Genomic DNA, 12,605 nt, shown 5'->3' with positions numbered 1-12,605 from the left:
ACGAAGCATGGATCAGCGCCCGCTCCGTATCCTCTACCATCACCGGATCGCCGCGTCGGACGGCATGCGGGTCCACATCACCGAGGTCGTCACCGCGCTCAGAAATCAGGGACACCTGGTGTGCGTCGTGGGGCCCACCTCGGCCGACGAGGCCCAGACGGCCGGCGCCAGCAGCCGGCTCGAACGCGCCGCGGACCTGTTGCGCCGGCTGCTTCCGCCCGCGGCGTTCGAGCTTCTCGAACTGGCCTACAACATCCCGGCCTACCTGCGGCTGCGAAGCCATGCGCGCGCGTTCAGGCCGGACGTGCTCTACGAACGCTACAACCTCTTCCTGCTGGCCGGCCTGCTGCTGCGGAGGCGTCATCGCCTGCCGATGCTGCTGGAGGTGAACTCTCCCCTGGCGGCGGAGCGCGGTTCCTTCGGCAAGCTGCAGCTGACGTCCGTGGCGCGCGCCTGCGAGACGGCGCTCTGGCGGGGGGCGGACGCCGTCCTGCCCGTGACCGAAGTGCTGGCCGCCGAGGTGCGGCGAGCCCGCGTCGGGGCGGAGGGCGTGCACGTGATCGCCAACGGCGCGGACCCGCGGCGGTTTCCGGCGGCCGGCTCCGGCGCGCGCCTGCGTCGGAGTCTCGACTTGCCGGCCGCCGCCGTGGTGCTGGGCTTTGTCGGCTTCGTCCGCGACTGGCATGGCGTGGGCTGGGCCGTGGAGGCGTTGCCGCACCTTCCGCCGGAGGCTCACCTGCTGATCGTCGGCGATGGCCCGGGCTTGCCGCACCTGCGGGCTCGGGCCGAGGCGCTCGGCGTGGGCGCGCGGCTGCATTGCGTGGGCCGCGTGCCGCACCCGCGGGTGGCCGCCTACATGCAGGCCTTCGACATCGCGTTGCAGACCGCTTCGACTCCATACGCGTCGCCGCTGAAGCTTTTCGAATACATGGCCCTGGGTCGCGCCATCATCGCGCCGGACCAGCCCAACATCCGCGAGGTTCTGGCCGATGGCCGCAACGCCCTGCTGTTCACGGTGGGCAGCCAGGCGTCCTTCACCGCCGCCCTGCAGCGGTTGTGCGCGGACCTGGAACTCCGCCGCGAGCTCGGCGCCGAGGCGCTGCGTACGGTCGAGCAGGCGCCCTACACCTGGGCCCACAACGCCGGCCGCATCACGGCTCTGGCCCGAGCCGTCCAGGCGTCTAGGGCCGCCCTCCCGGCCGATGCTCGACACCCCTCCATCTTGGCCCGGCCCGGCTGACGGCAAGCGCCTTCGACGCCGACGGAACGGCGCGCGCGTCGCCACGGGGCGCGGCCTTCCACTTCGGAGCGGCGCCCGCCCGGACCCTCGTGCTCGATCTCATGCCGAGCAGCCCCGTTTCGGCGGCGTCCTCGCCCGCATCCGCCCGCAGGTAGACCCACCACGCCACCACCAGGAAGGCGATGATCTCGAAGCCGAACAGAATGCTGAGCATGTGGGACCTCCTGGACTCATTGCCCAACAACGCGCCCGCGCCCGCACGCGCAAATGACACTCCCGCCCCAGCAATCGGGGCGGCGGCGTCCGCATCCGGGCGGTCGGCGCCAGGAAAGCGGTTTCAGGACCATCATTTGCCGCAGATCGGCTGGGCGGCCTGGCGCACCCTGCCACGTATGCGAGGCCCTCCATGCGCGATCTGATCCTGCTGGCCGCCCTGATCGGCATCATACCGATGATCCTGCGCGCCCCGGTCGTGGGCCTCCTGGCCTGGCTCTGGATTGCGCTGATGAACCCCCAGCGCGAAGTCTACGGCTTCCTCATGGGCTTCCCGCTCAACTTCCAGGTCGCCGCGCTGACGGGCCTGGCGTGGATGATCTCCAAGGAGCGCAAACTGGTTCCGTTGAACCCGTTCACGGTGTTCGTCGTCCTCTTCATGCTGTGGGCCAGCCTGGCCACCTACCTCGCCCTGGATCGAGCCTTCTCGATGCCCATCTGGGACCGCACGATCAAGACGATCGCCCTGGTCCTGGCGATCGTGATGCTGGCGAACTCCAAGGCGCGCATCCAGGCGGTGATCTGGATCTACGTGGCTTCGCTTGGCTACTACGCCGTCAAGGACGGCGGCCATGTCCTGCTGACCGGTGGAGGGCAACGCGTCTACGGTCCCGAAAACTCGATGATCGCGGACAACAATTCGCTCGCCCTGGCCCTGATCGTCATGCTGCCGCTGCTGAACTACCTGCAGGCGACAAGCCGGGTTCCACTGGCCCGGCTGGCGTGCCTGGCGACCGTGGGCTTCGCCGTCCTGACGATCATCGGCACCTATTCCCGGGGCGCCTTGGTGGCGCTGGTCGCGGCGGGCGCGACCTATGCCTTGAGGACCCGGGCGGCGCTGAAGTTCCTGGCGGCGGGTCTGGTGATGGCGGTCGCATTGTCGAGCTTCCTGCCGGCGAGTTGGTCCGAGCGGATGTCCACGATCCAGGCGTATGACGAAGACGTCTCGTTCAGCGGCCGGGTCGCGGCCTGGACCACCAGCCTCAACATCGCCACCGCGCGTCCGCTCACCGGCGGCGGGTTCTCCGCCGTCGAACGCGATCCGGTCGCGCGGCAGTTCCAGTCGCCGGGCAGCCTCAGTGCCGGCCGGGCGGCTCACAGCATCTATTTTCAGGTGCTGGGCGACACGGGGTTCGTGGGTCTGGCGCTCTACCTGCTGATGGTCGCGGCGGCCGGTCTCAACACCTTCCTGGTGCTGGCGGCGACGCGGGGCCGCCCGGAGCTCGACTGGGCCAACCTGCTGGCCCGGATGCTTCAGGTCAGCCTCGTGGCCATGCTGGTCGGCGGCGCGGCCCTCTCGATGGCCTATTACGACGGCTTCCTGGTTCTGCTGGCCGTCACCGCCTCGCTGCGTCAGGTCGTGCGCGGCTCCGCGCCCCAGGTCGCGGCGACCGTCATCGCCCCGTGGAAGCGATCCACGGCGACTCTCGCCGCCGGCGCCTCGCATAGCGCGGAAATAAAGCCTTAGAAAGTATCCTTTGAGCGTGGGATTGCAGTAATTACGTCTAGAATTTCCACTACAAATCTAAGGGTGTGAACAACATATCGCACTCACTTCTGATTTCAGAAGGTGGAACTATGACGGTTCTGATTACGGGAGGTGCTGGATATATTGGCAGCCATATGACTCTGGCGCTTCTGGAGCAAGGTGAATCCGTCTGTGTGCTCGACAATATCTCGACCGGCATCAGGTCTTTGGTCCCTGAAGCCGCGCATTTCTTCCAGGGCGATATCGCCGACCAGGCGCTGGTCCAGTGGATCCTCACCGACCACGATATAGACACCGTCCTGCACTTCGCGGGCTCGACCGTTGTCCCCGAGTCCGTCGAAAATCCGCTGCTGTACTACGAGAACAACACCTCCAAGGCGCGTCGCCTGCTGGAGGCCTGCGTCTGGGCCGGCGTGAAGAACTTCATCTTCTCGTCGACGGCCGCCGTCTACGGCGCTTCCCAGGAGGCGGTGATCGGGGAGGACGCCGCCAAGTCGCCGGCCAACCCCTACGGTCGCTCCAAGCTCATGACCGAATGGATGCTGCAGGACACAGCCCGTGCGACGGGCCTGCGCTATATGGCCCTGCGCTATTTCAACGTCGCCGGCGCCGACCCGTTGGGAAGGACGGGGCAATCGACGCCCAGGGCGTCGCACCTGGTCAAACGCGCCTGCCAGGCCGCGCTTGGACTTCTGCCCTACATCGGCATTTTCGGCGTCGACTACGAAACGCCGGACGGCACCGGCGTGCGGGACTACATCCATGTCAGCGACCTTGTCGCCGCGCACGCCCTGGCGCTCGACCACCTGCGTTCGGGCGGGGTGTCCGGCGCCTTCAATTGCGGCTACGGGCGCGGCTTCTCCGTCCGGGAGGTGATCGGGGCCGTCGAGAACGCCGCCGGCCACCGGCTGAACGTGCGGGAGTTTCCGCGGCGCGCGGGAGATCCGCCGATCGTCGTGGCCGATCCGACGCGGCTCAAGACCCAGCTTGGGTGGATTCCGCTGCATGAGGCGCTGGAGAAGATCGTCGGGGACGCGCTGGCCTGGGAACGTCGTTTGAACGCCGCCTGAAGGCTGGTCCACTGCGTCATTGGCGGGGCCCGGCACGACGCGCCGGGCCCCGACGGTTTGCCCTGACGAGAGGCCGGGTCATGGGGTGGCGCCGGGGCGAGGCCGGCCGGGCCGCGAAGGCGTCGATATCGCCGTCGAGGCCCTCTGTACATAGGTGAGGCATGACCGTGCTTGGAGGGCCTGCTGGGGAGGAAGGATCGTCGATGGCTTTTGAACACCCCTCGGCCGCACTGCTATCGGACTACGACCGCGGGGGCTTGGCGCCGGGCGCCGCGTTGGCGGTGGTCGCGCATCTGGACCTCTGCCGGCAGTGCAGGCTTGCTCTGGGGCGGATGGAAAATCGGCGTTGGACAAAGGCGACCTCGCGGAACGTTCCCGACGGCGGGCTGGCGGACGCCCGTGGCCGCCATGAGGCGCCTTCGGCGGGTGGACCGCTTCCTCGGGCCCTGAGGCGCATAGCGGTCGGGCGGTGGCGGCCGGCCGGCCGGGGCGTCGCGAGCGCGCCGCTCCAGGGCGTCAGCGGCCTTGGCGAGTCCGTCCATCTGCTGAAGGCCGCGCCGGGAACGCCGTTCGCCCTGCCGGACGCGGCGGAACTCCTCCTGGTGGCGACGGGCGCTGTCCAGGTCGGCCTGACCCGCTATGGCGGCGGCGATTTCCTGGATCTGGCCGCGACGCGCGTGCGGCACGCCGCGGCCGACGCCCGGACAGGTTGCCTCTGCCTCGTGGTGGGGGGCGACGAACTGTACCGTTCTCACGCCTGAACGGACTGACGCGTCCGCACGCCTCCCGCTTCAGTCCAAGGTCAGTGCGGAGGTCGGACTCGAGCGTCGAACGCGCACCGCCCTGGACGCCCGACACCTAGGCCGACAGGTTCCGCCTCGGGGGCGGGGCGGCGCAACTCATGCGGTCCTCACCCGCACGCTGCATCAACGCGTCGAACTCAAGATCGTCGGCTTCCGATCGATAGCATGAGGCCGCCGCCAACCTTGGCCGGTTCCTGAGCGTCACGGATCCCGCCTTGATGCAGACCCAGCCCTCCTTGCGCAGCCCTTTCAGGGTGCGGTTGATGTGCACGACGCTGAGCCCCAAGGCGTCCGCGAAGACTTCCTGGGTCAGGGGGATCTTGAACGTTTCGCCATGGACCAGGCCGACGCGTTCGAGCCGCTCATGGAGCTCGAGCAGAAGGTGGATCACCCTTTCCTTCGCCGAAAGCCGCCCCATGCGCACGAGGTGGTCGTAGAGGCGACGCTCCCTTTGAAGCGCGGCCTCGTAGAGGGCCTGGCGCGCCGCGTCCCGGTAAGCGGGGTCGGCCGTCAGCTGTGGTCCGTGGTTCACGACCTCAAGCCGCGTGAGCGCGACGACGCCGCAGGCGCCGACGCTTCCCGCTCCGCGCGCCTCGATGGCGTCGCCGGGGAGAAGAAACGAGAAAATCTGCCGCCGGCCGTCGGGGAGGATGCGCAACTCGCAAGCCCAGCCGGAGACGATGATCAGCCGTTTTTCAAGGCCGCTGCGCTCGCCCTGCCGAACCTGCGACCCGGCGTCGTAATGTTCGACGTGACGCCAGAAGGCGCGGACACGCTCAACGTCAGAGACATATCCGGATCCAGATTCACTCAGGGTGGAGATCTGGAACGATGATTTCACAGTAGAACGTATATCACCTTCCATCGAAAGCCCTCACCTCTTTCGTATATTATAGTTCTTTACTACTACATAGTCTTATGTATAATAATTGTTACATAGAGATTGGTGAATTTAATGAATCTATATTATGGGTATATCTGGTAACCTTAACAGTGAACTCGGTGAAGAATTTGTCAATACTTCATTCGATAGTTGCCGGGGAGGGCGGCGCTTGGGCGCAGGCCAGGGAGACCAGCGCGCGAAGCTGCTGGCCTGTTTCCTTGGGCGGCGGGGCGCGCCTTGTCAGTGCGGGTAAAGGCAGGGCCCGGGATGACGGTGAGGGAGGGCCGAGGAGTCGAACTCAAGGGCCCTGGGCGTCAGTCCATCAGCTTCTTCGACAGGTAGACATATTCCAGGGCCTGGCGGCGGGCGGTCTCGGCCAGGTTGGCGCTGGCCGCGTGGCCGCCGTCGATGTTCTCGTAATAGAGCACCGGATAGCCCAGTTCCTCCAGCCGGGCCGCGGCCTTGCGGGCGTGGGCCGGGTGGACGCGGTCGTCCTTGGTCGAGGTCTCGATGAACACCTCGGGGTAGCGCTGGCCGGCCTTGAGGTTGGAATAGGGGTCATACTTGGCGATGACGGCCCGCTCGCTCGGTATGGCCGGGTCGCCATACTCGCCCACCCACGAGGCCCCGGCCCCGATCTGGCTGTAGCGGATCATGTCGAACAGCGGCACCTGCACGACGACGGCGTTGTAGAGCTCGGGCCGCTGGGTCAGGGCCACGCCCATCAGCAGGCCGCCGTTGCTGCCGCCCATGATCCCCAGGTGGCGGGGCGAGGTGATCTTGCGATCGATCAGGTCCTGGGAGACGGCGTAGAAGTCGTCATAGGCCTTCTGGCGGTTGGCCTTCAGCGCCGCGTCGTGCCAGGCGGGACCAAACTCGCCGCCGCCGCGGATGTTGGCCACCACATAGGTCCCGCCGCGCTCCAGCCACAGCTTGCCCATCACCCCCGAATAGGCCGGGGTCATCGACACCTGGAAGCCGCCATAGGCGTAGAGCAGGGTCGGGGCCTGGCCGTCGTACTTCACGGCCTTGGGCCGCACGACGAAGTAGGGGATCTTCGTCCCGTCGGTGCTGGTGGCCTCGAATTGCTCGACCACGTGGGTCGAGGCGTCGAAACGGGCCGGCGAGGCCTTGACCTGTTCCAGCTTCAGCGAGCCGGCGTCGGCCAGCCAATAGGTGGTGGGCGCCAGATAGCCGGTGACGCTGACGAACAACCGCTCGTCCTTCTCGGAGGTCGAGCCCAGGCTGATCGTGGAATTGGCCGGCAGGTCGAACTTCTGGTGCGTCCAGCCCTGGGCGCCGTGGGTGTAGGCGTGGGCGACGCCGGTGACATTGTCCAGCAGGCCGACGATCAGCTTGCCGTGGGTGGTGGTCACCTGCTCGACCGACTGTTTCGCCGTCGGGCGCAGCACCAGGGCAGCCTGGGCCTTGGCCGGGTCGGCCTTCAGCGCCTTGAGGTCGAAGCTGATCAGGTCGCCGGTCTTGAAGCCCTTCTCGGCCCAGTCCTGCTCCAGCGACAGCACCAGCTGGCCGCTGACATAACCCTGGATCGAGCTCTTCAGCGGGAAGGGCAGTTTCGCGGCGCCCTGGTCGGTCAGCAGGTAGGTCTCGCTCTCGAAGAAGCTGACGCCGCGATAGGCCATCACCGCCTGGACGGCGCCGTCGCTGTCGCGGACCACATAGGGGCCGGCCGAGACGTCGTCGGGCGTGCCGCGATAGAGCTCCTTAGCCGAGGCCAGGGGCGTTCCGCGCTTCCAGCTTTTGACCACATAGGGATAGCTCGACTTGGTCACCTGGCCCGGCTCCCACTCGCGGGCCACCAGCAGGGTGTCCTGGTCCAGCCAGGTGACATTCTGCTTGCCCTCGGGCAGGTCGAAGCCGCCAGGGACGAAGGCCTTGGTCGCCGTGTCGAACTCGCGGATCGTCACCGCGTCCTTGCCGCCGTTCGACAGGGTGACCAGGCAGCGGGTGTCGTGCGGCGGCAGGCACTGGGCGCCCTTGAACACCCAGTTGGCGTTCTCGGCCTTGGACAGGGCGTCGATGTCGAGGATCGTCTCCCAGGTCGGGGCGACGGTGCGGTAGCTCTCCAGCGTGGTCCTGCGCCACAGGCCGCGCACGTGGTCGGCGTCCTGCCAGAAGTTGCGCAGGGCGCCGTCGCCGGCGAACGACACGCCCGGCACGCGGTCCTTGGCGTTGAGGATGGCCAGGGCCTGGGCCTCCAGCGCGGCGTAGCGCGGATCGCCCTGCAGCTTGGGCAGGGTCGCGGCGTTCTGGGCCCTGGCCCAGTCCATGGCCCGCGTCCCCTCGATCTCCTCCATCCACCTGTAGGGGTCGTCCTTGCCCAGTTCGGCCAGCGGAGTGCGCGCCTCGGTGTCGGCGGCGACGACCGGATCGGCGGGTTCGGCGGCTTGGGCGGGGGTGGTGAAAACGGGGGTCATGAGACTCGTGGAGGCGAGGAGAGCGAGAAGCAGGCTACGCATCTAGGGATCCATCGGCTGTCGTGACAGATGGGCCGTCTCGCGAGCGAAGCGGCGCCTTGATCGCGACGGTAGAGGAAAACCCGTCCGGCGCCAGGGGAGCCGGCGTTCAGTCCCCGTCATTGGGGATGTTCAGCACCGTGCCGCAGGCCTTGCAGTGGACGGCGTCCGGGTCGTGGCGGCGCAGGCCGCAGCACGGGCAGGCGAAGCTCACCTTGTGCGGCCGCAGGATCGACTGGATCAGGCCGATGAACAGCGACACCCCGCCCAGCATCACCGCCATCGACAGCAGCTTGCCCCACACCCCGGGCAGGGTGACGTCGCCATAGCCGGTGGTGGTCAGGCTGGTGACGGTGAAATAGAGGGCGTCGACATAGCCGCCGATGCCCGGGTGGCGTCCGGCGAAGCTGGAATAGACGAAGCCGGTCACCACGAAGACGAAGGTCACCAGGGTGGCGGCGGCGCGGGTGATCTGCTCGACCCGGGTGTCGTCATAGCGCCGGCCGATGGTGCGCCAGAAGAACTCGCTGTGGATCAGGGTCCACAGCCGCACCACCCGCAGGAAGCCGAAATTGAACAGCCAGGCGGGGAACAGCAGGGTGGTCAGCACGAACAGGTCGACCCAGACGACCGGCCTCTTCAGCCAGGCCTTGACGTCGCCATGGGCGATGGCTCGGGCCGTCAGGTCCAGGGCCAGGAACGCGGCGATCCCGTAGTCGATCAGATAGAAGGTCAGGCCGTGACGGCGCATCAGCGGCGCGGCGATGAAGAAGGCGATGATCGCCAGGTCGATGACGATGATCCCATAGCGGAACCGCACCGAGGCGGGCGAGGCGCCATGATAGAGCGCCCGCAGCCGGGCGCGGAGACGGAGATCGTGCTCATGGCCGTCGTGGTCTCGCACCCGTCGTCCTTCCCTGGAGCGCCAAAAAGCCGCGCTCAAATCGCCGCAGTTGGGGTCGACCTCTGACTCGGCCGAGGTTTTCCACTATATAGCCCGGACCATGAGCCGCACCTTTCTCAAGATGAACGGGCTGGGCAACGACTTCGTCGTGCTCGAGACCGCCTCCCAGGCCTTCAATCCGACGGCGGAGGACATTCGCGCCATCGCCAAGCGCGGTGACGGCGGGATCGGCTGCGACCAGGTGATCGCCATTGATCCGCCCAGGGCGGAGGGCGCCAGCGCCTATGTGCGGTTCTGGAATTCCGACGGCGAGGAGACCGGGGCCTGCGGCAACGGCACCCGCTGCGTGGCCTGGCTGCTGATGGAGTCGGCCAGGAAGACGTCCGTGGCCTTCGACACCGTGGCCGGCCGGCTATCGGGCGTGATGGCCGGCGACAAGCTGGTGACGGTCGACATGGGCCAGCCGGGCCTGCGCTGGGACCAGATCCCGCTGTCCGAGGAGATGGACACCAAGGGGATCGAACTGCAGGTCGGTCCGATCGACGCCCCGGACCTGCACACCCCCGGCTGCGTCTCGATGGGCAATCCGCACGTGGTGTTCTTCGTCGACGCCCCGGCCACCGATGAGCTGGCGCGCGGGACGGGCTCGCTGATCGAGCACCACCCGCTGTTCCCGGAAGGCGTCAATGTCGGCTTCGCCCACATCGCCGCCCGCGACCACATCCAGCTGAAGGTCTGGGAGCGCGGCGCCGGCCTGACCGCCGCCTGCGGCACCGGGGCCTGCGCGGCCCAGGTCGCCGCCGTGCGTCGCGGGTTGACCGACCGCGTCGCCAAGGTCGAGTTCGAGAGCGGCGCCCTGACCATCGAATGGCGCGAGGCCGACGGCCACGTGATCATGACCGGTCCCGTGACCCTGGAATTCACCGGCAAGCTGCCGGAGAAGGTCGCCGCATGAGCGTCCACCCAGCCATCGGGCCCGGCAAGACGGCCGTGATCACCGGCGCGGCCGACGGCATCGGCCTGGCCGCCGCCCAGACCTTCGCCGGTCTCGGCATGAACGTGGTGATGGCCGACATCATGGGCCGGGCCCTGAAGAAGGCCGCCGACGCCATCGGCGACCGCGCCCTGGCCGTGCCGACCGACGTCGCCGACCGCGCGGCGGTCCAGGCCCTGCGCGACGCGGCCGTCGCGAAGTTCGGCGCCATCGACGTCCTGATGAACAACGCCGGGGTCGGTGGCGGCGGTGACGCCTTCTCGGGCGAAGACCCCTGGAAGCGGATCCTCGACGTCAACCTGTGGGGCGTGATCAACGGCGTCCAGCTGATCGGCGAGGAGATGGCCGCCAGCGGCCGTCCGGGCCTGATCATCAACACCGGCTCCAAGCAGGGGATCACCCAGCCGCCGGGAAACACCGCCTACAACGTCAGCAAGTCGGCGGTGAAGGCCCTGACCGAGGGCCTGGCCCACACCCTGCGCGAGATCGTCGGCTGCCAGGTCGACGCCCGCCTGCTGATCCCCGGCTTCGTCCACACCGGCATGACCCGGCGCGGCGGCGACAAGCCGGCGGCGGCCTGGACCCCGCAACAGACCGTCGATTTCATGCTGGAAAGCATCGAACGCGGCGACTTCTACATCCTCTGCCCCGACAACGACGTGCCGCGCGCGCTGGACGAGAAGCGCATGGCCTGGGCCATGGGCGACGTCATCGACAACCGCCCGGCCCTGTCGCGCTGGCATCCCGACTGGAAGGACGCCTTCGCGGCGTTCGTGGACACGCCGTGACGGAAGCCGTCCTCTCGTCTCCGGGCGTGGCCGAAGTCGTGGCCAAGCGACCATCGCGTCGCGGTGTGGCCGGGGCCTTCGTCCTGAACCTCTTGCTCCCGCCCGTGGGCTATGTGTTCGTCGGCAGGGTGCGCCTCGCGCTGGCGTTTCTGGTCCTGTTGATCGTCGCCGCGTTGGTGGCGATCGGTTGGACGTTTGAATCGCCGCCCGGGATCTATCGCTGGGCGGACGACGCATCCAACGTCGGTCCGATCTGGATACTGAATGTGCTGGCCGCATTCCATGCCGGCTGGATCGCCTGGCGCGCCCGCGCGACTGGCGCGGCCGTCAAGCGGCCGAAGTTCCTGGTTCACCTGCTCTTCGCCATGACGCCGCTGCTGATCGGACTGGGATTGCGCGCGTACTTGCCGCTTTCCGCCTACACGATCCCCTCCGCGTCGATGAAGCCGTCCTTGACTCAAGGCGACGTACTGGGCGTGTACGGTGCGCGGGGACTCTGCGGTTCGATCAGGCCTGCCGTGGGCGACGTGATCATCCATCGCACTGGCCGCGTGCGTTACGTCAAGCGGATCGTGGCGGGGGCTGGTCAGGTCGTCGTCCTGCGCGCCGGTGTGTTGACCGTCGACGGCCATGTCGCCGTCCGCCGCGCCGAAGGTCGAAGCCTGCCGATCGCTGACGACGGCTATTCCTCCAGCGGTCAGGTCTATCGGGAAACCCTGCCTGGCGGGCGCAGCTATGAAACGCTCGATCTGGCGCCAAATGGCGAGCTTGATAACTTCGGGCCGTTTAGCGTTCCCGCTGGCGCCTGGTTCGCGTTGGGCGACAATCGCGACAACAGTCTCGACTCCCGCACCAATGGCCCGGTTGCCCAGAAAGATATCTGTGGCGTGGTGACCAAGGTTCTCAAGTCGACCGTCGCCGCCCGCGTGGGGATGAAGCCATGACCTTCGTCGTCGCTCCCTCGAAGCCCAGGTCCGCCCCCGCGATCGGCGAGGAAGGTGGACCCGCGACGGTGTCCAACGGTCCCGACGACGTGGCCATCGTCACCTTCGGCTGCCGGCTGAACGCCTATGAGTCCGAGGCCATCCGGGCCCGGGCCGCCGCCGACGGATTGAGCGACGCGGTGGTGTTCAACACCTGCGCGGTGACCAACGAGGCCGTGCGCCAGGCCCGCCAGGCGATCCGCAAGGCGCGTCGCGAGCGGCCCGACGCCCGGCTGATCGTCACCGGCTGCGCCGCCCAGATCGATCCGGCCGCCTTTGCCGCCATGCCCGAGGTCGACCTGGTGCTGGGCAACGCCGAGAAGGCCGCCCCGGGGGCCCTGCTCGACACCTCCACCCGCGTGCGGGTCAACGACATCATGTCGATCAAGGAGACGGCCGGTCACCTGATCGCCGGCCTCAAGGACCGCGCCCGGGCCTATGTCGAGGTCCAGAACGGCTGCGACCACCGCTGCACCTTCTGCATCATCCCCTATGGCCGGGGAAACTCGCGCTCGGCCCCGGCCGGCGAGGTGGTCGACCAGGTCCGCCGCCTGTCGGCCGAAGGCTATCGCGAGGTGGTGCTGACCGGCGTCGACGTGACCTCGTGGGGCGCCGACCTGCCGGGCCAGCCGACCCTGGGCCAGCTGGTCGGCCGCATCCTGCGCCTGGTCCCGGACCTGCCGCGCCTGCGGCTGGGGTCG

12 protein-coding genes are annotated in these 12,605 nt (G+C 67.9%); 8 read left to right on the top strand and 4 right to left on the bottom strand.

The window, feature by feature from the left end; all coding sequences use genetic code 11:
* Nucleotides 1-7: 7 nt before the first annotated feature.
* Nucleotides 8-1,240: a glycosyltransferase gene (locus PMI01_RS10315; protein ID WP_007667774.1), complete on the top strand. Its 1,233-nt coding sequence runs from the start codon at nt 8-10 to the stop codon at nt 1,238-1,240.
* On the opposite strand, the gene PMI01_RS10310 is transcribed toward PMI01_RS10315, so the two are convergent.
* Nucleotides 1,182-1,454 carry a hypothetical protein gene (locus PMI01_RS10310; protein WP_007667772.1) on the bottom strand — a complete coding sequence of 91 codons (273 nt, stop codon included), beginning with the start codon at nt 1,452-1,454 and terminating at the stop codon, nt 1,182-1,184. The genes PMI01_RS10315 and PMI01_RS10310 overlap by 59 nt on opposite strands.
* A 192-nt stretch (nt 1,455-1,646) precedes the next feature.
* Here PMI01_RS10310 and PMI01_RS10305 point away from each other — a divergent pair, with 192 nt between their 5' ends.
* The 3 genes from PMI01_RS10305 to PMI01_RS10295 all read left to right on the top strand — a co-directional run bounded on the left by PMI01_RS10305 (nt 1,647) and on the right by PMI01_RS10295 (nt 4,833).
* Nucleotides 1,647-2,981, top strand: coding sequence for a putative O-glycosylation ligase, exosortase A system-associated (locus tag PMI01_RS10305; RefSeq protein WP_007667770.1), 1,335 nt, complete (start codon nt 1,647-1,649; stop codon nt 2,979-2,981).
* Nucleotides 2,982-3,091: 110 nt separating this feature from the next.
* Complete coding sequence (galE, locus tag PMI01_RS10300; protein WP_007667769.1) at nt 3,092-4,072, top strand: UDP-glucose 4-epimerase GalE; 981 nt, start codon at nt 3,092-3,094, stop codon at nt 4,070-4,072.
* A gap of 203 nt (nt 4,073-4,275) precedes the next feature.
* Entirely contained in the window at nt 4,276-4,833 is a 558-nt protein-coding gene (locus PMI01_RS10295; protein WP_007667766.1) for a zf-HC2 domain-containing protein, read from the top strand.
* A 97-nt stretch (nt 4,834-4,930) separates the two neighbouring features.
* Here the strand turns inward: PMI01_RS10295 and PMI01_RS10290 are convergent, their stop codons facing one another.
* The 3 genes from PMI01_RS10290 to PMI01_RS10280 all read right to left on the bottom strand — a co-directional run bounded on the left by PMI01_RS10290 (nt 4,931) and on the right by PMI01_RS10280 (nt 9,139).
* Nucleotides 4,931-5,716: a Crp/Fnr family transcriptional regulator gene (locus tag PMI01_RS10290; protein WP_157223731.1), complete on the bottom strand. Its 786-nt coding sequence runs from the start codon at nt 5,714-5,716 to the stop codon at nt 4,931-4,933.
* Between the two features lie 356 nt (nt 5,717-6,072).
* The gene (locus tag PMI01_RS10285; protein ID WP_035035680.1) at nt 6,073-8,238 is read right to left on the bottom strand and encodes a prolyl oligopeptidase family serine peptidase; all 2,166 of its coding nucleotides are present in this window, start codon (nt 8,236-8,238) and stop codon (nt 6,073-6,075) included.
* A 106-nt stretch (nt 8,239-8,344) separates the two neighbouring features.
* The gene (locus PMI01_RS10280; RefSeq protein ID WP_007667759.1) at nt 8,345-9,139 is read right to left on the bottom strand and encodes a potassium channel family protein; all 795 of its coding nucleotides are present in this window, start codon (nt 9,137-9,139) and stop codon (nt 8,345-8,347) included.
* Nucleotides 9,140-9,239: 100 nt separating this feature from the next.
* On the opposite strand from PMI01_RS10280, the gene dapF reads away from it, so the two are divergent.
* From dapF to PMI01_RS10260, 4 genes are all read left to right on the top strand, one after another.
* Nucleotides 9,240-10,094, top strand: coding sequence for a diaminopimelate epimerase (dapF, locus tag PMI01_RS10275; RefSeq protein ID WP_007667755.1), 855 nt, complete (start codon nt 9,240-9,242; stop codon nt 10,092-10,094).
* Nucleotides 10,007-10,921: an SDR family NAD(P)-dependent oxidoreductase gene (locus PMI01_RS10270; protein WP_162136388.1), complete on the top strand. Its 915-nt coding sequence runs from the start codon at nt 10,007-10,009 to the stop codon at nt 10,919-10,921. Before dapF ends, PMI01_RS10270 begins: the two co-directional genes overlap by 88 nt.
* A complete protein-coding gene (gene lepB / locus PMI01_RS10265; protein ID WP_007667749.1) occupies nt 10,918-11,865 on the top strand; it encodes a signal peptidase I in 948 nt (315 codons plus the stop codon). Before PMI01_RS10270 ends, lepB begins: the two co-directional genes overlap by 4 nt.
* Nucleotides 11,862-12,605, top strand: a 744-nt coding sequence (locus PMI01_RS10260) for a radical SAM protein (protein ID WP_007667745.1), incomplete at its 3' end; no start/stop codon positions are given. The genes lepB and PMI01_RS10260, both read left to right, overlap by 4 nt.

Origin of the sequence: Caulobacter sp. AP07 (genome assembly GCF_000281955.1) — a bacterium.
Classification (GTDB): domain Bacteria; phylum Pseudomonadota; class Alphaproteobacteria; order Caulobacterales; family Caulobacteraceae; genus Caulobacter.
This window is presented reverse-complemented; position numbering and strand designations above follow the sequence as displayed.

Excerpts from the sequence above, each read along its gene's own strand:
- PMI01_RS10315 (WP_007667774.1), top strand. The coding sequence starts at position 8 with ATGGATCAGCGCCCGCTCCGTATCCTCTACCATCACCGGATCGCCGCG.
- PMI01_RS10310 (WP_007667772.1), bottom strand. The coding sequence starts at position 1,454 with ATGCTCAGCATTCTGTTCGGCTTCGAGATCATCGCCTTCCTGGTGGTG.
- PMI01_RS10305 (WP_007667770.1), top strand. The coding sequence starts at position 1,647 with ATGCGCGATCTGATCCTGCTGGCCGCCCTGATCGGCATCATACCGATG.
- galE (WP_007667769.1), top strand. The coding sequence starts at position 3,092 with ATGACGGTTCTGATTACGGGAGGTGCTGGATATATTGGCAGCCATATG.
- PMI01_RS10295 (WP_007667766.1), top strand. The coding sequence starts at position 4,276 with ATGGCTTTTGAACACCCCTCGGCCGCACTGCTATCGGACTACGACCGC.
- PMI01_RS10285 (WP_035035680.1), bottom strand. The coding sequence starts at position 8,238 with ATGCGTAGCCTGCTTCTCGCTCTCCTCGCCTCCACGAGTCTCATGACC.
- dapF (WP_007667755.1), top strand. The coding sequence starts at position 9,240 with ATGAGCCGCACCTTTCTCAAGATGAACGGGCTGGGCAACGACTTCGTC.
- PMI01_RS10270 (WP_162136388.1), top strand. The coding sequence starts at position 10,007 with ATGGCGCGAGGCCGACGGCCACGTGATCATGACCGGTCCCGTGACCCT.